Below are 24,111 nucleotides of genomic sequence, written 5' to 3'. Positions count from 1 at the left end.
TAGCTCCGCAGGGATTTCGTCCTTGTTGCGAACGCTATGCGAGTCCTTGGGATGCGGTCCAATATCGAATATAAGACAACCTATTCGGCTGAGTTATACCGAGGCATGTTGACTACTTCACCATTGCCTTGCGTGCTGCTTCCAGTGCGTTAACGCAGTCCTGCACCAAGACAGATCGCTGACGCCCGGGAGGGAACAGGATCAGTACCCGAAATTGCAGCCTCGGCGCGAAGGGTTTCAGTATTAGGCCGCGCTCCACATAGCCGGGCGCCGTCAACGTGTCGACAAGCCCGCAGCCAACACCAGCCAAGGCCAATGCGCAGATTGTTGTCGAATAAGGCGTTTCGACGACAACGCGCGGGCTGGCGCCGGTTGCTTCGAAAAGTGCATCAGCTTCGCGCCGGGTCGTATCTTCGGGAGAGAGTGCAATGAATGGCTCGCCATCGAGATGTTTCGGTCGGATGACCGCTTGGTCGCGCAGGTGGTGCTTCGGCGGCAGCGCAATCATGGCCGTCACTTTGGCGAACTCGTGCGATTCGACGCCTGTTGCATCGATTTCATCAGACGCCAGGCCGAGATCGAACTGGCCGGATGCCACCAGATCTCTAACATTTGAGGAACTCTGCACCTGAAAAGTAATCGGCACCTTGGGGTGCTTGGCCCTGAACTGTGCAATCGCCATTGGCACCAACGATGTGCTGAACGCTGAAAGACAGGCAATCTTCAATTCGCCGGTGCCAAAGTCCCTGATCCGTGCCGCCGCCGTGCGCAAACGCGTGAGTCCGACGAAGGACTGTTCTACTTCTTTATAAAAAAGCTGCCCTTCAGGGGTCGGCACAAGGCGGCCTTTCACCCGTTCGAAGAGGGCGAAATGTATCGACCTCTCTAGCGCCTGTATCGCCTTGGTAACCGCCGGCTGAGAAATGTTCAAAGTCTCTGCAGCCCGAGATGCCGTACCGCAGAGCATGACAGTCCGGAATGCTTCGATTTCTCGTAGATTCATGATTTAGCTCTCCCCCGCCCCGTATAACCTTGGCGAATAGCGATACCATGAATCAATATTGGACTGAACATCCCACCCTCGCCATCCTGACAAAATTGTAAGACAGCGTGACAATCATGGATGATGAGAGCATTTGCGTAACACCCTCCAGCGTCAGTTTGGGTGGTTTTGCGAGTCTTGGACCCGCAACCTACCGCGCGTCGACGATCGTATTTGAGAACTCGGAGAGCTATCGTACGAGGCTGGACCGCGGCGACGACGGATATGTCTATGGCCTCTATGGAACGCCGACGACTCGATTTCTTGAGAAGCAGATCGCGGCGCTTGAGCGCGCCAGCCGGACATTTCTGGTCCCTTCTGGTCAAGCGGCGAACACACTCGCCATGTTGGCGGTGCTTGAACCCGGTAATTCGGTGCTGATCTCGGACAGCGTCTATCCGCCAGTGCGCGACTTTGCGAACAACGAGTTGAAGAAGCTTGGGGTCCGGGTCGCTTTCTATCCTCCAACCGATCTGGCTGCACTCAAGACTGCCATGGATAGCACTACCCGCCTCATTTGGGTGGAGTCTCCAGGTTCGACGACCATGGAAGTGCAGGATGTCCGGTCGATCGTGGCCTTGGCCCATGAATGCGGCGCGGTCGTGGGATGTGACAATACCTGGGCGACGCCATTTCTGTTCAAGCCGCTTGAATTCGGCGTCGACATCTCCGTCCAGGCACTGTCGAAATATGCCAACGGTCATTCCGACGTTTTGATGGGCTCGATCTCTGTTCGCGACCCAGTTCTTGCCGCCAAAATAAAGGGCACGATCTGGCGGCTCGGCATCGGCGTGTCGCCGGATGATTGCGCTCTGGTGCAGCGCGGCCTGCAAACAATGAGTATACGCCTTACCCATAGCGGCGCGGTGGCCACGCGAATGGCGACGTGGATTGCAACGCAACCAGCAGTCGCATGCGTTCTACATCCGGCTCTTCCCGGAAATCCGGGACACGCCTTCTGGGCGCGAGACTTCAATGGCGCAAGCGGCGTGTTTAGTGTGGGATTGAAGAACGAGGTGCTGCCGCGATTGGATGATGCGTTCGATTCCATGCGCATCTTCTCCATAGGTGCTTCGTGGGGTGGCACACGTAGCCTTATCGTTCCGATGAATGTGAACCGACTGCGCTCTACACCCCAATCCGGCGAGATAGAGACTTATCTGCGAATCAGCGTTGGCCTGGAATCTGAGCGAGAGTTGATGGCAGACATCCGCGAGCTCTTCGCCAAACTCCAACCCCCTGCGCCGGATGCGGTATCGGCTTAAGGCAAATCCAAACGAGAACCCGGAAAGAATGAGATGAGCATTCACGCTGTCTTGACGAATGTAGACGCAGATCTGGACGAGGCCGTCGAGCGCCTTTTCGATCTGATTCGTATCCCCTCTGTATCCACTGTTCCGGCCCATCAGGATGATTGCCGTCGCGCTGCTGAATGGTCTTGCGGCCAATTGCGCGCACTGGGGTTCACTGCGTCGGTCAGAGACACGCCCGGGCACCCCATGGTCGTCGGGCATTACGTTCCCGCTGCTCTCGCACCCTCAATCCCGCATGTGCTGTTTTATGGCCATTATGATGTCCAGCCGGCGGACCCCTTAGAGAGATGGGACAGCGCACCCTTTGAGCCCGTCCGACGTCGGGACAGCGATGGTCTTGAACGCCTCTATGGTCGCGGGATGTCGGACGACAAGGGCCAAGTCATGACGTTCCTGGAGGCTTGCCGCGCGTATCTGCGGGTCCATGGCGCATTGCCTCTGAAGATCACAGTTCTGCTTGAGGGTGAGGAAGAGTCAGGGTCGCAAAATCTGGCGCCATTCCTGAAGGATAACCGGGATGAGCTGGCTGCCGATGTCGCGCTGATTTGCGACACGGATATGTGGGATGCGCGGACGCCCGCCATCACGATGAGTCTGCGTGGGCTGATCCACGAGGCGATTACCGTTTCCGGACCCACTAAGGATCTGCATTCGGGCGTGTTCGGCGGCCCTGCGGTGAATCCCATTCGTGTCCTGGCAAAAGTTCTGGCGGGACTTCACGATGACGATGGCCGAGTTACCTTACCGAGGTTCTATGACGATGTGCCTGAACCATCAGCTGAGTTGCGCAGAAAATGGGCGGCACTTGACTTTTCGACTGAGGCATTTCTGGGTGGCGTCGGCCTGACCACGCCCGCAGGCGAAAAGGACTATTCGGCTCTTGAACAGATGTGGTGCCGGCCGACCGCCGAGTTCAATGGGATCTTTGGCGGTAACACCACGCCCGCGGAGCGCTCGGTGCTGGCCGCGACCGCCACAGCAAAGCTGACATTCCGTCTGGTCGGCCAGCAGGATCCAGAGAAAATTCGCGCGAGCTTTCGGCGCTATGCGGCATCGATGATGCCGCCGGATTGTCGGGTGTCATTTCGCGGTGAAGGCGGCAGCGGTGCCGTCGCCGTGGATGAGAATAATCGCTTCCTCACCGCCGTATCCACAGCATTGCAGGAGGAATGGGCGCGCGAGCCGGTCCTAAAAGGGTCCGGTGGCGCTATCCCGGTGGTGCGCTATATCAAGGAAATACTCGGCATAAACAGCATCATGCCAGGTTTTGCTCTTGAGGATGATGCGATCCATGCGCCCAACGAGAAGTATAACCTCGACAGCTTCCATCGGGGGATTCGTAGCTGGGTGCGCGTACTCGACAAGATTTCTCGCGAGGTCTCATAGCTCTGATCGCGCAAGAGACCCAAAACGGACGCAGCAGTGCATTTGCCGAAGTACTCAATACGCAAATGTGCCTGCGGCGATAAATCTGTTTATGAAAGGACTCTTCGGTACTTTGGTAGGCGGCTCGTCGATCGGTAGCCCTAATCTCGTGGATTCGCATTGTCTATGCTCCTCGAATTCGATGCAGCCGCAGTTGTAATTTGCCAGGTCCCGATGTCTCAAGCAGGTAGGGCACTGTTCGGCTCCTGCCGTCATCCCAAGCTTCTTACGTACCAAGCGCACGGCCAGCCTGCACGGCTAAGAGGTGGCGGCATTTGATCATCAGCCACTTCTTAAATGTCCAGGCAATAACTTGGATGAATTGACTGGCCTTGAATTGATATTGGACGGCATTCCCTGCTGCGCCATAGGCTTCCACTGACCCAAGCCGGAATACCGGCGCGTCAACGACAACAGGGAGCAACAAGATGACAATTTCCAAGACAGCCATCTCTGCCGTCTTGCTCGCACTGTGCCTTTCGAGCTCGGCGCTTGCAGACGGATTCGACACCTCCGGTATTGCCGTGAATCCCGACCTTGCCGCCCGTGTGCCTGCCAGGATCAGAGAAGCCGGGGTGCTGACAATCGGTTCAGACACGGCCTATGCCCCCTGGGAATACCTCAGCGAGGCCGATGGCCAGACGCCGGAAGGCATTGATGTCGATATCGCGAAGGCGATCGGACGGAAGCTGCGTATCAAGATCGATTTTCAGACTGCCGCTTTCGACGCGATCATTCCGGCCCTCGGCAAGAAATATGATCTGGGCATCTCTGCTTTCTCGATCACCAATGAACGAATGAAGGTCGTGAATTTCGTCAACTACTTTGTTTCCACCAGCCTCTGGGCGGTGAAAGCAGGCAACCCGACGGGCTTCGACTCCAAAGACATCTGCGGCACAAACCTCGCCATGCAGAGCGGCACCTGGCACGAAGAAACTGTCGTCAAGATCAAGGAGGAATGCACGGCGGCAGGCAAAGCCGCCATTAACATATTGCCTTTCGGTCTTCAGACCGAGGCGCTGACAAGGGTGGCCGCTGGTGGCGCGGATGCGACCGTTTCCGGTGACAGCCAGATTGCCTTGGCAGTCAAGCACTCGGAAGGAACGTTGGAGACGATGCCTGCCTTTGGTGTGCTGGGTGAAAGCGGTCCAAACGGTATCGCTGTGGCGAAAGCAGATATGGAACTCACGCAGTTGATCTCGGACACGATGAATGATCTGCTGGCCGATGGGACCTACGCCAAACTGATGGCTGAATGGGGCCTGACGGTGACGATCAAAGAGGCCAATATCAACCCGAAGGTCGACTACTGAGCCAATGGATATTGGGCTTGATAACCGGAGCGAGACTGGCGGCGGCGGCAAGCCCGCCGCCGCCAGGGCGGATGGTGATGCGCGGTCGCCCGTCATGAACGCCATCGTCCCGCCCCGTCGGCCCGGGCGCTGGATCGCTGTGGCTCTGCTGGCCATCTTTGCCCTGCAGATGCTCCATACGGTCGCCGTGAATGAGAACTTCCATTGGGGCGTCTTCTGGAAATACCTGTTCGCCGATCAGGTGCTGCGTGGGGTGATGTGGACACTGATCCTGACCGTTGCCGCAATGGCCGTGGCGGTCAGTGTCGCGATTACGCTGGTCATCATGCGCGACAGCGATAACTGGGTGCTGCGCAACCTGGCCTGGGTGTGGGTATGGTTTTTCCGCGGCACGCCTGCCTATACCCAACTTCTGTTCTGGGGCCTCTTCTCGGTTCTATTTCCGGTGCTATCACTCTCCATCCCCTTCGGGCCAACGGTGATTTCCGTTGAAACAAAATGGATCGTCACGCCAGCGATCGCTGCGATCCTCGGGTTGGGCTTCAACGAAAGCGCCTACCTTGCCGAGATTTTTCGGGCAGGATTCAGGGCCGTGGATCGCGGGCAGACCGAAGCGGCATTGGCATTGGGAATGACCAAGCCGCGCATCTGGCTGCGGGTGCTGATGCCCCAGGCGATGCGTACGATCTTGCCGCCTACCGGGAACGAAACCATTGGGATGTTGAAGCTGACCTCCCTTGTCTTGGCCGTGCCCTTTACCCTGGACCTGATGTTTGCCACCAGCGCCATCGCCAACCGAATCTATCTGCCGGTTCCACTGCTGATGGTGGCAGCCTTCTGGTATCTGTCGATCACGTCGATCCTGATGGTGGGACAATTCTGGCTGGAACGGCATTTTGGCAAGGGGCATGACGCCCCGATAACGCGGGGGCTGGCATGACCGTGGCAGTCAATCTGCAGGGCATCCACAAATACTTCGGCATGGTCCACGCCTTACGCGGGGTTGATCTCGATATAGCCAAAGGAGAGGTTTGTGTCGCCATTGGTCCGTCCGGCTCTGGCAAATCAACACTCTTGCGCTGTATCAACCAGCTCGAAATCGTGTCTGCTGGCCGGGTATTTCTGCATGGCGAGCTGCAGGGTTTTACGGAAAAGGATGGCTGCTTTCACCCGCTATCTGCGGCGCGCGTTGCCAGGCAGCGCCGGCGCACTGGCATGGTGTTTCAGCGGTTCAATTTGTTTCCGCATATGACCGCCCTCCAGAACGTTATGGAAGGACCGGTTCAGGTCAAAGGCGAAAGCCGGGCCATGGCAAGGGACCGGGCGCAAGGATTGTTGGCCCGCGTTGGCTTGGGCGCGTTGGGCGGTCGCTATCCCAATCAGTTGTCGGGCGGCCAGCAACAGCGCGTGGCCATAGCGCGAGCGCTGGCGATGGATCCCGACGTCATGCTGTTTGACGAGCCGACCAGCGCCCTTGATCCGGAATTGGTGGGCGAGGTGCTGGATGTCATCAAGGACTTGGCCCGTGCTGGCATGACCATGATGCTGGTGACGCATGAAATCGGCTTTGCCCGCGAGGTAGCCGATCACCTGGTGTTCATGGACGAAGGCGCTGTGGTCGAGGCAGGCGTACCCCGCGAGGTCCTGGCCAATCCGCAGAACGCGCGCACCAAGGCATTTCTGTCCAAGGTGCTCTGAACGATCAACGGGCTGCCGCCGCCCGCCAGAAAGAGCATGAAGCTATGCGCCGCATCTCTACGGATAACGTGGGTTATGTCTGCTTGGGTGATAGGCAAGCGCCGGTCAGCAGCCAATTTGTCGAACAGAGTTAGCTAAAGAAGTTCATCGTTTAAGTTCTTCACCCTTCAGCCCGAAATCTCCTTCGATATCTCTTTCACACGCCGGACCAGATGATCGGTGAAGGCGTTTACGATCGCCGACGGTAGTGTGCCCCAAGGGCGGTAAAGGCTGAGTTCAATATCGAGCCGGGGAAGAAAAGGACGGGCATCGACGGCGTGCCGCATTGCCCAGGCCGAGATGTCATCGACAATGGCGATGCCCATGCCTTTGGCGACAAATCCAAGGCAAGCGGAAGCCAGAGTGCATTCGATATGCATCATGCGCCGGATGCCCGCCGCGTCGCAGGCGTTGTCGATCTGCAATCGCAACGCATCGCCGTGGCCGAGCGAGATGAAATTCTGCCCCTCGAGATCGGCCGGCACAATTTCGGTCCGCGCTGCAAGCGAATGTGCTTTTGGCAGGGCGCAAACGGCTCCGGTTGCGGTCAGCGCCCGGCGGGTGACGGCGGGGTTTTCGATGGTCGAGGTGACGGCGACGCCGAGGTCGATCTGGCCGCGGCTGGCACGCTCGATGACAGTGCCCGAGGCGCGGATGTCTATCGTGATGGGAACGTCGGGATGGTCGGCCGAGAATTCCGCCACGATACCGGGCAGGATGGTGGTTCCAATCGCAGGTAGAGCGCAGATATTCAGCCGCCCATTGCGCAGGCTCCGGATATCGCGGGCGGTGCGCGAAATCTGCCGGGTCGATTCATAGGTGCGCTGAACCTCGGCATAAAGCATATGCGCTTCTTGCGTCGGGACCAGACGCTGGCGGTGCTTCTTGAATACCTCGAACCCGGCCTTCTGCTGGAATCTTGCAAGCGTCTTGCTGATTGCTGGCTGGGTCAGTTCCAGTGCCTCGGCAGCGCGGGTGGTGGTGCCAAACGTCATGATCGCGGCGAACACCTCGATCTCGCGTGGCTTGAAGTCTTCGTCGTTCATCCGCCCCCCCAACCAGTGACTTCATAACTTTCTGACGGGAAATTGCTGTTATTTGGAATTAGCACCGTAATCGTTCATAACTTAGCCTGATGTTATGAACAAGATCGACAGCAGCTCCACCGCTCGCGGCCCGTTATTTCGGCCGCTCCACGATACGGCCCCGCAGGTTCGGCTCGAGCTGGACGGCCAGCCCACTTTGGCTCATGCGCAAGAAACGGTGGCTGGCCTGCTGCTGCGCCTGGCCAGCCCAGAGTCCTTTCGCCCTTCTGACGTTCCAGGCGAGGCGCGCGCGCCCGTGTGCATGATGGGTATCTGCTTTGAATGTCTGGTGGAAATTGACGGGCAGGGCAATCAGCAAGGCTGCCTGGTCGCGGTGCGCGACGGCATGCGAATCCGGCGGCAAAGCAGGGTGCCGGTATGAGCGCGCTGGACCTTCTGATCATCGGTGGCGGGGCAGCGGGTCTTTCGGCGGCGGCCTCGGCACGGAAATTTGGACTGGCGGTTGCGCTGGTCGATGAACGTCCAGCACCGGGGGGCAATTTTTACGCGGGCATAGCGGGACCAAAGACGGATGCGGTCTTTGCTGCCGACCATGCCAGGGGTGCGGCCCTGCTGGCCCGCGCGCGGGCGGCCGTGATCGACAGCGCTACAACGGCCTGGCGCGTGGATCGGGACGGCCAGTGCTTTGTTCTTGGCGCAACCGGAACCACGCGTCGGATTATCGCAAAGCGAATACTGGTAGCGACGGGGGCCATGGAACGGCCTGTGCCTATTCCCGGATCGACACTGCCGGGCGTGATGTATGCCGGGGCGGCGCAAGTGATGCTGAAAAGTGCTGCCTTGGTGCCCTCTGGCCGTGTGGTCCTGGTGGGCAGTGGACCGCTTTTGCTGCTGGTCGCAAAACAGTTGGCAGCTTTAGGTGCACCGCCCGTCGCTGTGGTGGAAACGACTCCGCCGATGGGCTTGGGCGCGACTTTGCGCCAGTTGCCAGCGGCGATGAACGCGCCCGCGATGCTGGTAAAGGGGATCGGTCTGCAACGGGCGATCGGGAAGGCAGGTATCCGCAGGTATCGGCAGGCGGTCGGGGTGTCTGTCGCGGGGGACGTCTATGCCGAGGGCGTTAGCTTTAGCGATGCGCAGGGGCGGCACGACATTGCCGCCGATCTGGTGCTTTTGCATGATGGGGTCATTCCGAACGATCACGTGACGCGCCAATTGGGCTGCGCCGCGGTCTGGAATGCCTCGCAACACGCATTCGCCCCGGTCGTGGATCGCTGGGGGGAAACCTCGTTGGCAGGTTTCTTCGCGGCAGGCGATTGTACGGGTATCTGGGGGGCACAAGCGGCGGAACTGTCGGGCGAGATTGCCGCACTGGAGATTGCGCGGCAGCTGGGTTTCCTGACGAAAGGTGAGCGTGATCAGCGGGCTAGGCGCCCCTTGCGGCAGCTTCGACGGCAGCGCGCGTTCCGCCCGTTTCTGGAGGCGCGGTTTCCCCCGGTTCTGTCGCGAGCGGCAAGCGCCGCCGACAATACCGTCATCTGCCGTTGCGAAAATGTGACGACAGGGGAAATTCGCTTGGCGGTGGCGCAAGGGGCAACCGGTCCAAGCCAGCTCAAATCTTTTACCCGCTGTGGGATGGGGCCGTGCCAGGGGCGCAGTTGCGCAATGGCGGCTGCGGAAATTATGGCCACGGCACTGGGCCGCAGCATTGCAGAAATCGGCCGCCACGATATCCGCGCGCCGCTGAAACCAATCCCGCTGGGACGGGTCGCTGCCGCGTTGGAGGCCGCAGAATGACCAAGACACATGCGAGCATTGCCGTGATTGGCGGCGGCTTGGTGGGTGCCGCCGTGGCTTATGGCCTGATCAAGCAAGGCTGTCAGGTCGTGCTGTTTGACGAGGGCGATAAGGCGTTCCGTGCCAGTCGGGGCAATTTTGGTCTGGTCTGGGCCCAGGGCAAGGGCGCGCATCTTGAGGATTACGCACAATGGGCCTGCGAAGGGGTCGAGCTTTGGGCCGACTTCGCCGCCAAGCTGGAAGCGGAGACCGACATTGACCTTGAGCTCGAGCAGAATGGCGGCTTTGTCTTTTGCCCAAGCGAGGAAAGCCTGAAAGAACGCGCTGCCATGATGGAGCGGCTGCGCAAGGTCTGTGGGCTGGACTATGATGTGATGAAACCGGCTGGCATTGCCCGCTACATGTCTGGCGTATCCAGCGAAATCCCCGGAGCGATTTTCTGCAAAGTGGACGGCAGTGCGAATCCGATGAAACTGCTGCGGGCTTTCCATGCAGCCATCGCCCTGAATGACGGTAGCCTGCGCCGTGAAGCGCAGGTCGAACGGATTGAGTCTGTTTCTGGCGGCTATCGGCTTGCAACGACGAAGGGTAGTTTCACCTGCGAAAAGGTCGTGCTAGGGGCCGGGCTCGGCAACGTGAAGCTGGCCGAGAGCCTGGGTGTCCGCCTACCGATCATCCCCATGCGCGGGCAGATTCTGGTGACAGAGCGTCACGCGCCGGTCCTGACTGTGCCGAGCGAAAATGTCCGCCAAACCCGGGATGGCATCTTCCTCCTGGGCGGTAGCTGGGAGGATGTAGGCTATGACACGTCGACCACCTTCGATGTGACCAGCGATATCGCAGCTCTGGCGATCCGCTATTTCCCGTTTCTGGCCAGTGTGCGTCTGGTCCGCAGTTGGTCGGCGCTGCGCATCCTCGCCCCGGACAACGCACCCATCTATGACGAAATCGCCCCCGGGGCCTATCTGGTCACCTGCCACAGCGGCGTCTCGCTGGCGGCCATCCATGCCGCAAAGATCGCCGGATGGATCGCCAGCGGCGGATTCCCCGCTGAAATGACACCATTCAAGCTCTCTCGGTTCGACGCGCCGGAAAAGCAAGCAAGGGTCGCCCATGCCTGATGGATATGTCATGAAGGCGGTAGAAACCTCGCTCGCAAAGATCGCGAAAGACAATCACCTCTTTCGTGCGATTACCCATTTGGACTCGCAAAATGCCGGCGCGCGGGCGGCTGCAGTAGATGCCGCGCAGCCGCTGCATGGCCTGACCTTTGTCGCCAAGGATCAGATCGATGTAGCCGGTTTGCCCACCAGCTTTGGCTCGCGGCTGTTTCCCGATCAGCCCGCGACAAGGGATGCTGCCTGCATTCAAGCTCTGCAAGCAGCAGGCGCGGTCGTCATCGGCAAGGCGAACATGCACGAACTGGCCGTGGGGTCTGCCCGCAACCCGTGGTTCGGACAGGTGGTCAACCCGCTGTCTTCCAAACACGGCACCGGGGGCACCAGCAGCGGATCGGCAGCAGCGGTGGCAGCCGGATTCTGCGATTTCGCCTTGGGCACCGACAGCGGTGGTTCAATCCGATCAGTGGCTGCTGCCGTAGGGGTCTATGGATTCAAGCCGACCAATGGCGTGCTTTCGCTTGACGGCGTTTGGCAGGTGGCTCCGACACTGGATACACTGGGATTGCTGGCGCGAGATGGCGGCACCTTGGCCAAGGCCTTTGCCGCGCTGGGTGGCGAAACCGCCGATCGATCTGCGACGCTGGCCGGCAAGGTCATTGCCCATCCGATCGGGCTCTATGGCGACGTGGACGTTGTCGTAGAAGAAGCAATGAACCGCGCCCTGGATGCCATTCGTTCCGGTGGCGGGCGTGTGGTCGAGGTGAAGATCGAGGACTCGGCAGCCCTCGCCGAAGCAGGCCGCACGATCCTGCGCTATGAATTCGCCCTCGCGTACAGCGAGAATGTTGCCGCCAATCCCGCACGCGTCTCGCCTGAGGTGCTGGCCTTTGCCCACACCGCCAATAAGGTATCCTGCGCCGCCTATGACGCGGCTAAAAGCCTGATCCTCGATCATCGCGCCGTCTGGCACGACCTTTTGCGGGGGATCGATGCGCTGCTGGCTCCCGTCGCCCCCGGCCTTGCTCCACGGCTGATCGACGAACATACGGAAGTCAATGGTCAGTGGCAGCCCTACGGCCCGGCCGGGGCCGAGTTCCGCATGTGGGCCAATACGATTGGCATTCCCGCCGTCGCCATTCCTGTCCAGTGCGCGGGGCGTCTACCCGCCGCCATCCAGCTTGCCGCACGGCCCCATGCCGACGGCGCCTTGATCGACCTTTCAGCAGCGCTGGGTCGTGAGATCGAAAATCAACGCGCTGCAAAGAGCCAATAAGGGGAAAAAAGGATGAAAACGTTCATGCTTGGGGCCGCTGCTTTTCTGAGCCTTGGCCTTGCCTTCACGACGCCCGCCCTGGCCGAAGAGACGATCCGTTTTGGTATCGCCGCCGAGCCCTATGCGCCGTTTTCCGTCAAGGATGCGGCAGGCAACTGGACTGGCTGGGAAGTTGAACTGCGCGACGCAGTCTGCGCGGAAATGCAGGCGAAATGCGAATGGGTCGAAGTTGCCTGGGACGGCATCATTCCGGCTCTGCAGGAGAAGAAATTCGACGTCATCTGGTCGTCGATGTCGATTACCGATGAACGAATGAAGGTGATCAGTTTCACCGACAAATACTATTTTTCCCCGGCCGTCTGGGTTGGGGCAAAGGCCGACACGCGCGCACTCGATCCGGCCAATCCAGCCTCGCTGGATGGCGCAGTGTTCGGGGTGCAGGGCTCAACCACGCACCAAAAGTACATGGAGACCTATTTTTCCGGACACGCGGAGCTAAAACTCTACGATACGCTGGACAGCGAAGAAGCCGACCTGAAAGCAGGCCGCATCGACTATCTGATGGCCTCGGGCATTCAGATTTCCGATTGGCTCAAGACATCGGACGGCGCCGACTATGAAATCAAGCGCAAGCTGCCGAACGACCAGATTTTCGGCTACGGCGATGGCGCGGGTGTTCGCAAGGAAGACAATGAACTTCGCGAACGGCTGAATGTCGCCATCAAGGCTGTACGCGACAGCGGCAAATATGGTGAGATCACTAAGAAGTACTTCGATTTCGACATCTACGAGTGATCTCGTTCCCTTGATTGTGGCATGCCGCATTGGGCGGCATGCCACCTCCGCTTAAATGGGCCAGCTTATGATCGACTTCTCCTGGATCACCGGCCTAGCTTATGGCGACACCGGCTGGGGGGACGAATTCCTGCGCGGTGGATTTCTGACGCTGTCGATCTCGGCCTGCAGCTATGTGCTGGGCATCTGTCTGGGTCTGGTGGGTGCCGGCGCCAAGCTGTCGCGCAACAGATATGCCCGGACATTGGCCTGGTTCTACACCACGATGGTCCGGGCGGTCCCGGAATTGCTGCTGATCCTGCTGATCTATTACTCCAGCACCTCAACCCTGCGGCAGGTTGTTGTCGGTCTTGGTCTGGCCCAGGATTTTGAAGTGAATGGCTTTGTTGCCGCTTGCCTTTCGCTGGGTTTCGTACAGGGGGCCTACAGCACCGAAGTTTTCCGTGGCGCGATCATGACCATCCCCCTGGGCCAGCGTGAAGCTGCCGCCGCCCTCGGCCTGTCGCGGCGTCAAACCTGGTGGCTGATCATCTTGCCGCAAATGTTTCACAAGGCACTCCCTGGCCTCGGTAATCTGTGGCTCGTTGTTCTGAAGGAAAGTTCGCTGATCTCTGTCGTGGGCTTCAGCGAGCTGCTCTTCACTGCCAAGATGGCGGGCGGGGCCAGCAACAATTATCTGTTCTTCTTCTCTGCCGTTGCGCTGGCCTTCTTGGCGCTTTCAACAGGTTCGTCAGCGATATTCGGCGCCATGGAACGCCATGCCGGGCGATATGACCGGGGGCATGGTTGATGGACCGGGATTTTGCCACTCTTCTGGCCGGCAAACTTGTGGAGGGACTGTGGTCGACGCTTCTGCTGTTTGCGGTCTGTGCGGTTTTGGGCAATCTGTTGGCGATCCCGGTAGCTTTCGCGCGGATATCGGAATGCAGATGGCTGCGCAGGCCAGCCGCCTTCTTCATCCTTGCCCTGCGCGGAACGCCTGTCCTGGTGCAGCTTTACCTCTTTTATTACGGCCTGGGCGAGGTATTGAGTCGTGTGCCCGGCCTGCGCCATAGCATGTTCTGGCCTTATCTGCGCGAAGCCTTTGGCTATGCCACGCTCGCTCTGACACTGAACACGGCGGCCTATTGCGGTGAAATCTGGCGCGGAGCCCTCCAGGGGCTGCCGAAGGGTCAAGTCGAGGCTGCCAAGTCACTTGGCCTCAACTCCCGGCAGATCGGGCTTCTGGTGCTGCTGCCACAGGCCTTCCGCAACGCTCTGCCCGCCTTGGCCGGGCAAAACGTGCTTTTGCTGAAAGCCACCTCGCTGGCCTCGACCATCACTATTTTCGAACTGATGGCGGCGGCAAATCTGGTGCGCTCCCAAACTTTTCGCGTCTACGAAAGCCTGATCGGCTCGGCGATCGTCTACATCGTGCTGACGATGATTATCACCTTCGCCTTTTCGCTGGTCGAACGCCGGGCGAACTGGCCCTACCTCAGATAAAGTCGCCCTACCGAAAGGAACCACCAATGATCACCCGATTGCATAAGAACAGCCGCCTGTCGCGGGTCGTGATCCATGCCGATACCATCTATCTGTCGGGCCTGACCGCCGACCGGCTGGACAGCGACGTAGCCGACCAGACCGCACAGATCCTGGCCAAAGCCGACGCTCTCCTTGCTGAAGCTGGCAGCTCGCGCGCCAGTTTGCTGACGGCAACCATCTGGCTGAAGGATGTCGCAGGCGATTTTGACGCGATGAACGTCGTCTGGAGCCAATGGATCGATCCGGAAAACCCGCCTGCCCGCGCGACCGTCGAGGCGAATCTGGCGTTGGCCGGCATTCTGGTCGAAATCCAGCTGACCGGCGCAAAGGAAAGGTGAGGTGTCCCTGCTGGTCATCGATGCTGCCACGGTGCAGAGGCTGGTGTCCCCGGCAGAATGCATCGCCGTGACCGAGGCTGCCTTGCGCAAGACCTCGGACGGGCGCGTGCATCAGGACATCCGCCGCACCTTAGCCTTGCCGGGGGCCGACGGCACCTGCCTGTCGCTGATGTATGCGGCCATCGACGACCTTCCCCTCTTTGGTGCCAAGGTACAGTCGGTCTTTCCGTCGAACTTTGATCACGGCAAACCATCGCATCAGGGCGGCGTGATGTTGTTCGAAAAGGATCATGGCCGCCCCACGGCGCTGATCGATGCCAGCGCCATCACCAGCCTTCGGACGCCGGCGGCCAGCGCGGTCGCCACCCGCGCCCTGTCGCATGAAGACGCCCGCGAGTTGGCGCTCATCGGCTATGGCGATCAGGCGGAGCGGCATATCGAGATGATTTCGCTGGTGCGCCCGATTTCGCATATCCGCGTCTGGGGGCGCGATCCCGTCAAGGCAAATGCGTTTGCCGCGCGGCAACGCAATCTCGGCCGTCGGGCCGATGCTCTGCCAAGCGCCAAGGAAGCCGTTGCCGGAGCAGATATCGTCTGCACAGTCACCTCAGCCAGAACCCCCGTGCTGATGGGCGAATGGCTGTCCCCTGGCACACATATCAATGCGGTCGGCGCGAGTGTGCCCAGCCTGCAAGAGATCGACCTTGAATGTGTCATCCGCTCATCGATCTGGGTCGACTATATGGCCATGACGCTGGTCGCCGCCTCCGACATTTTTGGGCCATTGGCCAAGGGTCTTGTCCAGATCGCCGGCGAGCTTGGCGCAGTCTTGAGCGGCGCGTTGCCTGGCCGGGCCAATGCCGATGAAATCACCCTTTACCGCTCGCTCGGCGTGCCGGCGCAGGACATCGCGCTTGCAAATCTTGTTTATGAAAAGGCCAGAGCCACCGGCCTTGGCACCGACATTTCCTTGTGAGGGCAATGATGCTTCCCTGCCAAAAGCACCTCTTTGCAATCCCCGATGACGTCACCTATCTGGACGCCGCGTATATGTCACCGACGCCGGTTGTGGCGACCAACGCCGGAATGGCCGGGGCAAAAGTCAAGGCCGCGCCCTGGGATATGACGATCAACAACTACTACGACGAAGTAGAGCGCGCCCGTGAGCTGGCGGCATCCTTCATTGGGGCAAAGGCGGATGACATCGCCATCATCCCCGCCACCTGCTACGGCATAGCGCTGGCTGCACAGAATGTGCCCGTGCCCGCGGGGTCCGTCATCATCCTGATGGCGAACGAACATACCTCCCACCGCTATGCTTGGTATGAAATCGCACAACGGAGTGGCGCGCAGGTGGTGACCGTGACGCGCCAACCTGATCAACCCTGGGGCCAGGCGCTGGTGGCGGCGATCCAATCCTCGGACAGGCCGGTGTCGGTGGTGGCGGGGACCATCGTCCACTGGTTTGAGGGGATGAGCGTCGATATCGAGCTCGTTGCACATGCAGCACGTGTCGCGGGAGCCAGTCTTGTGATGGACGGCACGCAATGGGTTGGGGCCGTTCCCTTCGACGTGACCCGCGTGCGCCCTGACTTCCTGTCGTTTGCCACCTATAAATTTCTCTGTGGCCCCTATCGTCTGGCCTTTCTCTATGCCGATCCGAAGTGGCAAGCGAAGGGCCGACCGCTGGAGTTCCACTCCTGGAACCGGAAAGGCGGCGAACGTCCAGACTTCTACCTTGAGGAGATGCTCGACTACCTGCCCGGCGCTCGGCGCTTCGACATGGGCGAGCGGTCAGATTTCGCTGTGCTGCCAGTTGCCATCAAGGCGCTGGAGCTATTGCAAGGTTGGGGACTGTCTGCGGTCCACGAGCGGCTGACCTACCTCAATCGGTTGATCTGGGCGGAAGCCGAGGCCAGCGATTTGGGTGGCCCACGGGCCGACCTGCGCGCGTCTCATATCGCTGTCGTCGAACTCGGCACGCGATTCCGAGAAGATCTGGTGCGCCAATTAAGAGAAGCCAGGGCCTACATCACCGTCAGGGGCACCAAGATGCGGATCACGCCGCATGTCTATAATGACGAAACCGATATCCTTCGACTGTTCGACCTGCTTCGGCGCCTAAGTTCACAATAGTTCGCACCAAAGTGATGCAATAATCGCATTGTCAAGGTGCCTTGTGTTGGCGCACTTTTCGGCGCTTCTTCGTAGACCCGATCGAGGGTGTTCTTCGACGTTGCACCCCGCAAACTGCCTCACCTGATCTGCAATATACTTAAGATTATATTGAATTTCACTATGCGCAATATCGCATTGTCCTGCGAAAGGACACCATCGCATTCACCGCCCGTTAGGCGCCCTAGGCCAAATCGATATCGCCCACATTCTCTGAGGCCGACCACATCTTTGAGCTTCGTGCGACGGACCTGATCCTCATCGGCCCGCGTTCTCCCCGCCTCAGCCGCGAGCAATGCCACTCAACTGCAAGACAATTACATAGGTGCAGTAGGCTTTCGTTAAGCCAAGAGCCCGAGTAGGACTCCCAGACCAATTCCAGCCTAAGTTATTTCAATGACTTAGCGATTTCTTCGAGCCGTCAAAAAAACGGGCTGACTCCCAGAAGGTGGACCAGTGTGGTGGACCAGTCAAGCGCGAGGCGGGGCAAGGGCGCGTCAACAAACTTGGTACTCTCGAAACCACTGGAATTAAGTGGCCATGGATGAGGTGATCCCCTCGCATCTACAGGAAGTGGAAGACGCTGAAGGAAAGGCGCTCTTGGACGAGATCGCGTCTGCTAGTGGGATTTCTCACCAACTAAGAAAGGATTTGGCCTTGCATTCTATTCTATGTCACTGCCAATTCATTGGCGCAACATCTGTATTGTCAGAGAAGGGGAGCATTGGCTGCCTGTTCCATCGCGGAACGACTTGAGGAGCTCTTCCGATCTCTAACCCTTCTTCTAGGCGCTCGATAAGTATATCGCGGTTTAGATATCTCAATACAGCACTTGAAAATGCCATATCATCTAGAGCGACTAGCTTATCCCAAGGAGTAGAGCGCAGTCTACTTATGCTGAACTCACACAGCTTGAGACCAAATTTTACATCCCATAATGCGGCCCTGCGGAGCGCTCGCACGAGCGATCCGTCGGGGTTCGGATTCTCCAATAGCCTTACCTCCATAACCCCAGCGCGCAACCGTGAAAGATATGTCGCTTCACAGATCAACTTTCTCGATGAAACGTCAAAGACAATTGAGTCCCAATCGAAGAAAGTGCATTTCAACAGATCTTTGAGACTATGTACTTCCTTCAATCCAGCGGTATGCGCCCACGTATCTTCGATATGCCAAACATCCACTTTCCAAGTTGGAAACTTGAGCGCGAATCCACCAAAGCGGTTGGGCCTGGCACCAGACCGCGTCATCGCGTCATGAAAAGATGCCCTAGATCCATCATAAACTACAAAATCAAGGTCTGAGGAAAATCGGCGGCGCCCGCCTATTGCCAAATCTCTAATTGCTCCTCCAATCAATGCAGCATTTCCCAAAGCTTGAAGACGAGGCAGCACCAGTCTCGTTAACTCCGAAGGGTCATTGCTTTCGTTGAGCTTCAGAAGGCGCACCACCCGTTTCCGCAGAACGTCGACAGTACTCGCCATCTCAGTCATCAACTGCGACCTTTAATGAATCGCATAGCTCTAAGGCAAAACTGTCAGTCATTCCAGACACCATGTCTGTAAGCAATTGCATCTCGTGATATCTGATCGGCAATTTAGACGCCTTGGTCTCATGCTCGAAGTGCCATCGGTAGTTGGCACTGATCTTCGAATAAGCATATGCTGCCTGCGGTGAGGTTCTTTTCGAAGAACGATCCATAAATTCTTTACGCGAAGAAATGGCGTCCCATAGGATATCCATGACTTTGCTGATAACCTTTGCCCCTAGAAGCTCTACCTTAAGTACTCCTGAGCTATTGTAGGCATGGGTTCTAGCGAATCTCTTCAGTGCGTCAATCAAGTCCGATGCAAACGTGCCACATTCAAGTAGTGGTTTCTTTCGCTGGAAAGATAGAATTGAGTTTTGATCCTTTAAAAACTCTTCGGCCGCGCCGGTTATCACTTTCTCGATAAGTCGAGTTCTCAAATATGATATTTTCACCTCTTTAACTCGAGAGAGATCGGCCTTGATCGCATCAGCCTTCTCGAAATCGTCCTTGAGCTGATTTACCAATCCGCCGCCCTCCTCAGATTTCCTAAAGAGATTGTCAATATAGACGCGCAGATCTTCTGGGGAGACCAATTCCTTCTTCATCGCATCTTCGATGTCGAGAATGGAATAGGCCGTATCGTCGCAAGCCTCCATCAGCCAAGTCAGCGGATGGCGCTGTCCCTCCTTCAACCCTGTCTTTCTCCGGATCCAGTCGACGACATCATTCTCAGACGCAAAAAATCCATACTTCTTTGATGGTGCGCCATCCTCGTTTGTTGCATGAGATGGAACCGTGTATTTCATGAGTGCGGCGAGCGTCGCGGCGGTCAAATTTAACCCATTTGAGCCAGATGTACTTTGCAAACGAGCAAGTAATCTCAAAGTTTGTGCATTTCCCTCAAACTTCAAGAAATCATTGCGCAGCATGCTCGGTACGGGCTGTTTAAGCTTCTCTTTCCTGTCCCGTTCATGGAACTCAAATAGCACTTTATTCTGATCAAACCAGTTGCCAATGGCTCTCTCCCCTTGATGCCCAAATGGTGGGTTCCCAAGGTCATGAGCAAGGCCGATCGTTGCCATGATAACTGGGGCAACTTGTGAAAGATCCCCTACGCCTCCAAAGCAACTCGGGCTAGTCCGAAGGAGTCGATTGCAGATTGAACGAGCTAGATTTGACACTTCGTGCGAATGGGTAAGCCTGGTGCGGACACCATCGTTCCGTTCCAATGGAAAGACCTGAGTCTTGTCCGCAAGGCGTCTTACAGGAGTGGAGAACAATAGCCTGTCATAGTCGTGCTCGAATGGGATCCTCTTGTCCGCCGCTGCTTCTGGACGGCCTGGCGACATCCTTTCGGCACTCCAGAGGTCGATTGCATCTGACACACGGCCGGACGCGTTGTTGCTCTTCCTTGTATTCTTGCTGGACTTCTTTCGGGCCTTCCCCAACACGGCCATCGCCTCCCTCCCAACTATCCCCAAATACCCGTATCAATTTTTTATAGCTTGCCGAAGCTGACCATTGTCACGCTGTGAGCAGCAAAGGACAAAGATGGTGGTCGCCATAAGACAGCCTCTAAAACAATACAATTAATAGTACCATCCCGCCATTCAATTCATTGACGTATTTTTTGTCACCCCGTCCATTCCCGCCTACTTAGTTCCTTGCTACGGCCAGCAATACTTCACCCCTTTGCTAGACCAACCGAGCCCATCATTGTGGGCAGTTCTATCTGCTCTATCGCAGTGTTGCCTCAAGCTGCGCTTTCCGATCAGTCCAATCCGGCATAATCGTGTCAAGGAGGCGACGCCATCCTGCGCCGTGGTCTGGAAAGAACGCGTGCGCAAGTTCATGGCAGATGACGTAGTCAATCAGCTGCGGACTAGCGCGCACGAGATCAACATTGAGTGCGACGCGCCCGCCAGCAGTATAGCTGCCCCATCTCTTAGTCATGGCCCGAATGATCAGTGGAGGGCGTTTGAGGCCTTTGCGGATGAACGGCTCTATCACTACCTCAAATCGCTGCCGAAAGACCTCGCGTGCTCGAAGCATATAGAATACCTTAAGGAGGCGTCTGCAGTGAGATTGATCTTCCACGGAACGAGCATTGACCACCATACGGCCGCCATCCAATCTGACGTGAGGGTCATCCGAGTGCTCGATTGACAAGCGATACTGTCGGCCAAGAAGTAGATGCGTTTCCCCCGAAACGAATCTTCGCGTTGGCGTAACCTCTGGCCTTTTTCCGATCGCGTCTAGCTGACTGAATATCCAAGCGCTTTTCCTGCGCGCTCGGCGTTGAATTTCACTGCTTTCCTCGCCCGTTGGTGCGAAGATCACAACTTGCCCCGTCGGCTTGACTTCGATCCGCAGAACACGTCTGTTCATGCGAACTAATTCAGCGATAATCCGCCGTTCACCCCACTGAAGCTCAATATCTTCCCGTGTCAAATGAGTTTCGATTTCCTGCCTCATTGAGCGAGCCTCACTCTAGCCGAAGCGAGAACATCGTCGACGATACCGTCTAGGACGTATGGATCGATCAGTATATCGCGTCGACCACGCAGTTCCTCAAAAAAGAAATCGTCGATGTCATTGCGAATGGCGTTCTCGACATCGCGGTCATGTTGCCACCCTACTTTGCGACGGCGCTGAACAATCCGGCTGATCTCGAGCGCCATGTCCGCAGCCAGTTCTATATCATCCACACCCGCGTTTTCTAGATTGCGCTTCGCCAATCCCCAGAATGCCTGAGCATGAGTATCATCACGGAGGCGCACTGGGGTTGGATCAGATTCATCCTGTCGCGTCTGCACTCTGTCGCGCAAATCTTTCACTTTTGAAAGATAAGTCAGATCGTCGATCCGCCCTTTGTGGAAGTCGTCGATGGTATCGCGAACGAGTTTTGAAAATTTCTCGAAGAAAACTGGATCCTCGTCCCACTTTTCCTCGATCGACCGGGTTAGCTGATGCGCGATCGTGTCGGCAACTGACGCGTCACTTTCCGTTTTCTGCTGTCGGCGCCCGTCAATTGCGAAGTCGTCGAATATATTAAGCGGTTCGACCAGGGTAACTACCTCACGCGCGATCACATGCCGATCCAGCAATTGACGTATGCGCTTTTCATAGTCCCGCCAATCCACGCGCTCTGCGTAGCGCAAGCTTACTGCGGCGCGCAATGACATGAACCGGCCGAGATCCTCTTTCCAGCGCTTCAACAATTCCGGCTTCGTCTCCTCAACAAAAGCTGGAGAAGAAAGTGCGACGGAGAATGTGCGCGAGAAGGCGGAAAGGCGCTGATAAAAGTCAGCTCGAATCTCCTCATTCGCCAGAAGCCGGGCATAGGCTTCCGCGTCAAAGCTATTGGAGACCGATTTGAATACATCCAACAGCGCGGCATGAGCCCCCGGCACCTTGCTCGCTTCGTCTCGAATAGCCGAAATACTGCTTGCAATGTCTTCCTGATTGAAGCCTTGCAAGGCATCGTAACTGGCGAGTGCCGCCCCAAGGTCCTTGAGGACGCCAGTATAGTCGATAATGAAACCGAAGGGTTTGTCTGGCGCACCCTCTTCGTCAAAGACACGGTTGACGCGCGCAATGGCTTGCAACAAGCCATGCTCTTTCAGGCGACGGGCAACATAAAGTACCGTATTGCGTGGTGCGTCGAAGCCAGTGAGCAACTTGTCGACGACAATAATGATATCTGGATCGGAGGGCCCTTTGAACTGCTCCACGATGGTACGGTTGTAAGCGTCTTCGCCACCGTATCGGTCCATCATCCTGCGCCAGAATGTACGCACGATATCATCATCGGCTTCGTCCACTTCATCTTCACTTTCCCGCATCTCTGGAGCCGAGATAACTACCTCGGTGCTCACGACACCGAATTCGTCGAAAAGTTTCTTGAGTTGAATTGCCGCACGCTTCGACGGTGCTGCAAGCTGCCCTTTGAGCCCTGTACCTTTAAAGTTCGTAGAAAAGTGCTGGCCAACATCGAAGGCGATTGACTGAAGTCGCGAATCGACACGCTCGACCTCGCGCATCCGGCTCATCTTGCGCTTCAGATCGGCACGCTGGTCGTTGGAAAGGCCACGCGTATGCACGTCAAACCAGCGGTCGATTTGTGCCTCGTCGACATCGGTAACGACTTCGCGGCCCTCATATAGCAAAGGGACAACCGCCTGATCCGCGACTGCATCCCGCATGGAGTATGAAGGTTGAACAAGCTCACCAAATTTGGCGAAAGTACTTTTTTCCTTTTTTGCGATGGGAGTACCCGTAAAGGCAATAAAGCATGCATTGGGTAGCACCTCCCGCATGCGCGCATGAAGGCTGTCAAGATTGCCGTACTGACTGCGGTGGCTCTCATCCACCAGCACGAAAATGTCGGAAGAATTGTCGACGATGCGCCTTTTGTTGAGGCCCGCCTTGAATTTATGGATCAAGGTGGTAACGACGGGTGTCTTTTCTTCAATCAGTGTCAGCAGATTCTCGCCGGTCGCCGCCCGCTTCGGTTCTTGACCCGTGGCCCGGAAAGTCTTGGTGATCTGGTCGTCAAGGTCGGTCCGATCCGTCACAATGACGATACGTGCCTGTGGATGGGCCATGATGATAGATTTGGCCAACATCACCATTGTCAGGCTCTTACCCGACCCTTGAGTGTGCCAAACCACGCCCCCCTTGCGACGCCCCGCTGCGTCTCGATCCTGCGTGCGCTTCAGCAGGGTTTCGACCGTTGCAATTTGTTGATAGCGCGCGACCTTCTTGTGCGGCCCATCGAAGAGCATGTAACGGCGAACCAGCCGCATGAATCGCTCCGGCCGACAAAGCCCAACGATTGTTTCGTCCAGCGGCGCAACAAAGCGGTGCTTTTCCATCAGCCCGTCATGCCGCTTCTTATGTGGCGCAAAGTCGAGTGCTACGCGTTTGTCCTCGACAGTATCAAGTAGACGATTGACCACCTCCTCGGCAAAGCCTGGCGGATCTTCGCGCTCCTTCCAGGTACTCCAGAGCTTGCGCGGTGTTCCCACCGTACCGTAGCGTGGATCATAGCTATTTGCCGCCAGCAGCAATTGGGCAGAGTAGAAGAGCGCCGGAACACCTTCACCGACCTTCTGATTGCGAATCTGCTGACTGACACCCTGATCGGCCGCCACATTCGAAGCCTTGACCTCGATCATGCCAAGCGGGATGCCGTTCACGAACAGGACAAGGTCGACACGAATTGTCGGGCCGCCTGGTTCGCTCACGGTATATTCGCTCGTCACCTGAAATGTGTTGGCCCGCCAGTCGTTCCAGTCGATGAATTTGAAAGGCCATTCGCGCGAAGTCGCACCGATCGTTTGTGGTAAAGCAATCCCAAGTGTCAGGTCATCCGTCATCCGCTCATTGGCGCGGACAACCCCTTCCGGAATCCGATCGGCAAGCCGCCGAACCGCCGCATCAATATTAGCTTCCGAGAACGGATGCGCCCGCCCATCGACGTGAATGCGGTTGATTCGTGCCAAGTCTGCCCGGAGCTGGGTCTCAAGAAACGGCAGCGTCCGTCGCCCATCGCGCCACTGATCAGCCTCTGCCCGCGTCACGTAGCGCCAACCACAATTGATCAGCGTATGCAAGGCTTGAAGCTGTGCACCGCCAGCCTCGGAGGTGGTGAAGTCAGGTGAGTGGGTCATAGC

General features: G+C 57.6%; 22 protein-coding genes. 15 read left to right on the top strand and 7 right to left on the bottom strand.

The window, feature by feature from the left end; translation table 11 throughout:
• Positions 1-112 precede the first annotated feature (112 nt).
• A complete protein-coding gene (locus ACE3OA_RS00165; protein ID WP_374306535.1) occupies positions 113-1,003 on the bottom strand; it encodes a LysR substrate-binding domain-containing protein in 891 nt (296 codons plus the stop codon).
• A gap of 116 nt (positions 1,004-1,119) precedes the next feature.
• Here ACE3OA_RS00165 and ACE3OA_RS00160 point away from each other — a divergent pair, with 116 nt between their 5' ends.
• Both ACE3OA_RS00160 and ACE3OA_RS00155 read left to right on the top strand, forming a co-directional pair.
• A complete protein-coding gene (locus ACE3OA_RS00160) occupies positions 1,120-2,307 on the top strand; it encodes a PLP-dependent aspartate aminotransferase family protein (protein WP_374306533.1) in 1,188 nt (395 codons plus the stop codon).
• A 33-nt stretch (positions 2,308-2,340) separates the two neighbouring features.
• Complete coding sequence (locus ACE3OA_RS00155; protein WP_374306531.1) at positions 2,341-3,741, top strand: M20/M25/M40 family metallo-hydrolase; 1,401 nt, start codon at positions 2,341-2,343, stop codon at positions 3,739-3,741.
• Positions 3,742-4,006: 265 nt separating this feature from the next.
• Here ACE3OA_RS00155 and ACE3OA_RS00150 read toward each other — a convergent pair whose 3' ends face one another.
• A complete protein-coding gene (locus tag ACE3OA_RS00150; RefSeq protein ID WP_374306529.1) occupies positions 4,007-4,222 on the bottom strand; it encodes a hypothetical protein in 216 nt (71 codons plus the stop codon).
• Between ACE3OA_RS00150 and ACE3OA_RS00145 the strand changes: the two genes are divergently transcribed.
• Genes ACE3OA_RS00145 through ACE3OA_RS00135 form a run of 3 tightly spaced genes read left to right on the top strand, consistent with a single transcriptional unit; the run spans position 4,209 to position 6,791 of the window.
• Positions 4,209-5,093, top strand: a complete 885-nt coding sequence (locus ACE3OA_RS00145) for an ABC transporter substrate-binding protein (protein WP_374306527.1) — start codon at positions 4,209-4,211, stop codon at positions 5,091-5,093. The genes ACE3OA_RS00150 and ACE3OA_RS00145 overlap by 14 nt on opposite strands.
• A 4-nt stretch (positions 5,094-5,097) precedes the next feature.
• Positions 5,098-6,033 (top strand): amino acid ABC transporter permease, encoded by a 936-nt coding sequence (locus ACE3OA_RS00140; protein WP_374306525.1) that lies wholly within the window; start codon positions 5,098-5,100, stop codon positions 6,031-6,033.
• Positions 6,030-6,791: an amino acid ABC transporter ATP-binding protein gene (locus ACE3OA_RS00135; protein ID WP_374306522.1), complete on the top strand. Its 762-nt coding sequence runs from the start codon at positions 6,030-6,032 to the stop codon at positions 6,789-6,791. Before ACE3OA_RS00140 ends, ACE3OA_RS00135 begins: the two co-directional genes overlap by 4 nt.
• A 167-nt stretch (positions 6,792-6,958) precedes the next feature.
• On the opposite strand, the gene ACE3OA_RS00130 is transcribed toward ACE3OA_RS00135, so the two are convergent.
• Positions 6,959-7,876, bottom strand: coding sequence for a LysR substrate-binding domain-containing protein (locus ACE3OA_RS00130; protein WP_374306520.1), 918 nt, complete (start codon positions 7,874-7,876; stop codon positions 6,959-6,961).
• A gap of 94 nt (positions 7,877-7,970) precedes the next feature.
• Here ACE3OA_RS00130 and ACE3OA_RS00125 point away from each other — a divergent pair, with 94 nt between their 5' ends.
• From ACE3OA_RS00125 to ACE3OA_RS00080, 10 genes are all read left to right on the top strand, one after another.
• On the top strand, positions 7,971-8,297 hold the full coding sequence (locus ACE3OA_RS00125; RefSeq protein WP_374306518.1) for a (2Fe-2S)-binding protein: 327 nt from the start codon (positions 7,971-7,973) through the stop codon (positions 8,295-8,297).
• Positions 8,294-9,673, top strand: a complete 1,380-nt coding sequence (locus ACE3OA_RS00120; RefSeq protein WP_374306516.1) for an NAD(P)/FAD-dependent oxidoreductase — start codon at positions 8,294-8,296, stop codon at positions 9,671-9,673. The genes ACE3OA_RS00125 and ACE3OA_RS00120 overlap by 4 nt, the downstream gene beginning before the upstream one ends.
• A gap of 23 nt (positions 9,674-9,696) precedes the next feature.
• Entirely contained in the window at positions 9,697-10,794 is a 1,098-nt protein-coding gene (locus tag ACE3OA_RS00115) for an NAD(P)/FAD-dependent oxidoreductase (RefSeq protein WP_374306514.1), read from the top strand.
• A 10-nt stretch (positions 10,795-10,804) separates the two neighbouring features.
• Positions 10,805-12,067 (top strand): amidase, encoded by a 1,263-nt coding sequence (locus tag ACE3OA_RS00110; RefSeq protein WP_374306512.1) that lies wholly within the window; start codon positions 10,805-10,807, stop codon positions 12,065-12,067.
• A gap of 12 nt (positions 12,068-12,079) precedes the next feature.
• Positions 12,080-12,862: a transporter substrate-binding domain-containing protein gene (locus ACE3OA_RS00105; RefSeq protein ID WP_374306510.1), complete on the top strand. Its 783-nt coding sequence runs from the start codon at positions 12,080-12,082 to the stop codon at positions 12,860-12,862.
• Between the two features lie 67 nt (positions 12,863-12,929).
• Entirely contained in the window at positions 12,930-13,652 is a 723-nt protein-coding gene (locus ACE3OA_RS00100; protein ID WP_374306508.1) for an ABC transporter permease, read from the top strand.
• The gene (locus tag ACE3OA_RS00095) at positions 13,652-14,347 is read left to right on the top strand and encodes an ABC transporter permease (RefSeq protein ID WP_374306506.1); all 696 of its coding nucleotides are present in this window, start codon (positions 13,652-13,654) and stop codon (positions 14,345-14,347) included. The genes ACE3OA_RS00100 and ACE3OA_RS00095 overlap by 1 nt, the downstream gene beginning before the upstream one ends.
• 26 nt (positions 14,348-14,373) lie before the next feature.
• Positions 14,374-14,727: a RidA family protein gene (locus ACE3OA_RS00090; protein WP_374306504.1), complete on the top strand. Its 354-nt coding sequence runs from the start codon at positions 14,374-14,376 to the stop codon at positions 14,725-14,727.
• Between the two features lies 1 nt (position 14,728).
• Positions 14,729-15,703, top strand: a complete 975-nt coding sequence (locus ACE3OA_RS00085; RefSeq protein WP_374306502.1) for an ornithine cyclodeaminase family protein — start codon at positions 14,729-14,731, stop codon at positions 15,701-15,703.
• Between the two features lie 5 nt (positions 15,704-15,708).
• Positions 15,709-16,863 carry an aminotransferase class V-fold PLP-dependent enzyme gene (locus ACE3OA_RS00080; protein ID WP_374306500.1) on the top strand — a complete coding sequence of 385 codons (1,155 nt, stop codon included), beginning with the start codon at positions 15,709-15,711 and terminating at the stop codon, positions 16,861-16,863.
• A 713-nt stretch (positions 16,864-17,576) separates the two neighbouring features.
• Here the strand turns inward: ACE3OA_RS00080 and ACE3OA_RS00075 are convergent.
• From ACE3OA_RS00075 to ACE3OA_RS00060, 4 genes are all read right to left on the bottom strand, one after another.
• Positions 17,577-18,395, bottom strand: coding sequence for a hypothetical protein (locus tag ACE3OA_RS00075; RefSeq protein ID WP_374306498.1), 819 nt, complete (start codon positions 18,393-18,395; stop codon positions 17,577-17,579).
• Positions 18,388-19,782: a dGTP triphosphohydrolase gene (dgt, locus tag ACE3OA_RS00070; RefSeq protein ID WP_374309180.1), complete on the bottom strand. Its 1,395-nt coding sequence runs from the start codon at positions 19,780-19,782 to the stop codon at positions 18,388-18,390. Before dgt ends, ACE3OA_RS00075 begins: the two co-directional genes overlap by 8 nt.
• A gap of 388 nt (positions 19,783-20,170) precedes the next feature.
• Positions 20,171-20,908: a M48 family metallopeptidase gene (locus ACE3OA_RS00065; RefSeq protein ID WP_374306496.1), complete on the bottom strand. Its 738-nt coding sequence runs from the start codon at positions 20,906-20,908 to the stop codon at positions 20,171-20,173.
• Positions 20,905-24,108, bottom strand: a complete 3,204-nt coding sequence (locus ACE3OA_RS00060) for a type I restriction endonuclease subunit R (RefSeq protein WP_374306495.1) — start codon at positions 24,106-24,108, stop codon at positions 20,905-20,907. Before ACE3OA_RS00060 ends, ACE3OA_RS00065 begins: the two co-directional genes overlap by 4 nt.
• Between the last annotated feature and the right edge of the window lie 3 nt (positions 24,109-24,111).

Origin of the sequence: Dongia sp., from assembly GCF_041906375.1 — a bacterium.
Taxonomy (GTDB): domain Bacteria; phylum Pseudomonadota; class Alphaproteobacteria; order Dongiales; family Dongiaceae; genus Dongia.
The sequence above is the reverse complement of the archived record's forward strand: the minus strand, read 5'-3'. Positions and strand labels throughout refer to the sequence as shown.

Coding starts and splice junctions, on each gene's coding strand:
- ACE3OA_RS00120 (WP_374306516.1), top strand. CDS start 8,294: ATGAGCGCGCTGGACCTTCTGATCATCGGTGGCGGGGCAGCGGGTCTT.
- ACE3OA_RS00060 (WP_374306495.1), bottom strand. CDS start 24,108: ATGACCCACTCACCTGACTTCACCACCTCCGAGGCTGGCGGTGCACAG.
- ACE3OA_RS00135 (WP_374306522.1), top strand. CDS start 6,030: ATGACCGTGGCAGTCAATCTGCAGGGCATCCACAAATACTTCGGCATG.
- ACE3OA_RS00155 (WP_374306531.1), top strand. CDS start 2,341: ATGAGCATTCACGCTGTCTTGACGAATGTAGACGCAGATCTGGACGAG.
- ACE3OA_RS00100 (WP_374306508.1), top strand. CDS start 12,930: ATGATCGACTTCTCCTGGATCACCGGCCTAGCTTATGGCGACACCGGC.
- dgt (WP_374309180.1), bottom strand. CDS start 19,782: ATGTCGCCAGGCCGTCCAGAAGCAGCGGCGGACAAGAGGATCCCATTC.
- ACE3OA_RS00110 (WP_374306512.1), top strand. CDS start 10,805: ATGAAGGCGGTAGAAACCTCGCTCGCAAAGATCGCGAAAGACAATCAC.
- ACE3OA_RS00145 (WP_374306527.1), top strand. CDS start 4,209: ATGACAATTTCCAAGACAGCCATCTCTGCCGTCTTGCTCGCACTGTGC.
- ACE3OA_RS00080 (WP_374306500.1), top strand. CDS start 15,709: ATGATGCTTCCCTGCCAAAAGCACCTCTTTGCAATCCCCGATGACGTC.
- ACE3OA_RS00160 (WP_374306533.1), top strand. CDS start 1,120: ATGGATGATGAGAGCATTTGCGTAACACCCTCCAGCGTCAGTTTGGGT.
- ACE3OA_RS00130 (WP_374306520.1), bottom strand. CDS start 7,876: ATGAACGACGAAGACTTCAAGCCACGCGAGATCGAGGTGTTCGCCGCG.
- ACE3OA_RS00125 (WP_374306518.1), top strand. CDS start 7,971: ATGAACAAGATCGACAGCAGCTCCACCGCTCGCGGCCCGTTATTTCGG.
- ACE3OA_RS00075 (WP_374306498.1), bottom strand. CDS start 18,395: ATGACTGAGATGGCGAGTACTGTCGACGTTCTGCGGAAACGGGTGGTG.
- ACE3OA_RS00065 (WP_374306496.1), bottom strand. CDS start 20,908: ATGAGGCAGGAAATCGAAACTCATTTGACACGGGAAGATATTGAGCTT.
- ACE3OA_RS00140 (WP_374306525.1), top strand. CDS start 5,098: ATGGATATTGGGCTTGATAACCGGAGCGAGACTGGCGGCGGCGGCAAG.
- ACE3OA_RS00165 (WP_374306535.1), bottom strand. CDS start 1,003: ATGAATCTACGAGAAATCGAAGCATTCCGGACTGTCATGCTCTGCGGT.
- ACE3OA_RS00095 (WP_374306506.1), top strand. CDS start 13,652: ATGGACCGGGATTTTGCCACTCTTCTGGCCGGCAAACTTGTGGAGGGA.
- ACE3OA_RS00105 (WP_374306510.1), top strand. CDS start 12,080: ATGAAAACGTTCATGCTTGGGGCCGCTGCTTTTCTGAGCCTTGGCCTT.
- ACE3OA_RS00090 (WP_374306504.1), top strand. CDS start 14,374: ATGATCACCCGATTGCATAAGAACAGCCGCCTGTCGCGGGTCGTGATC.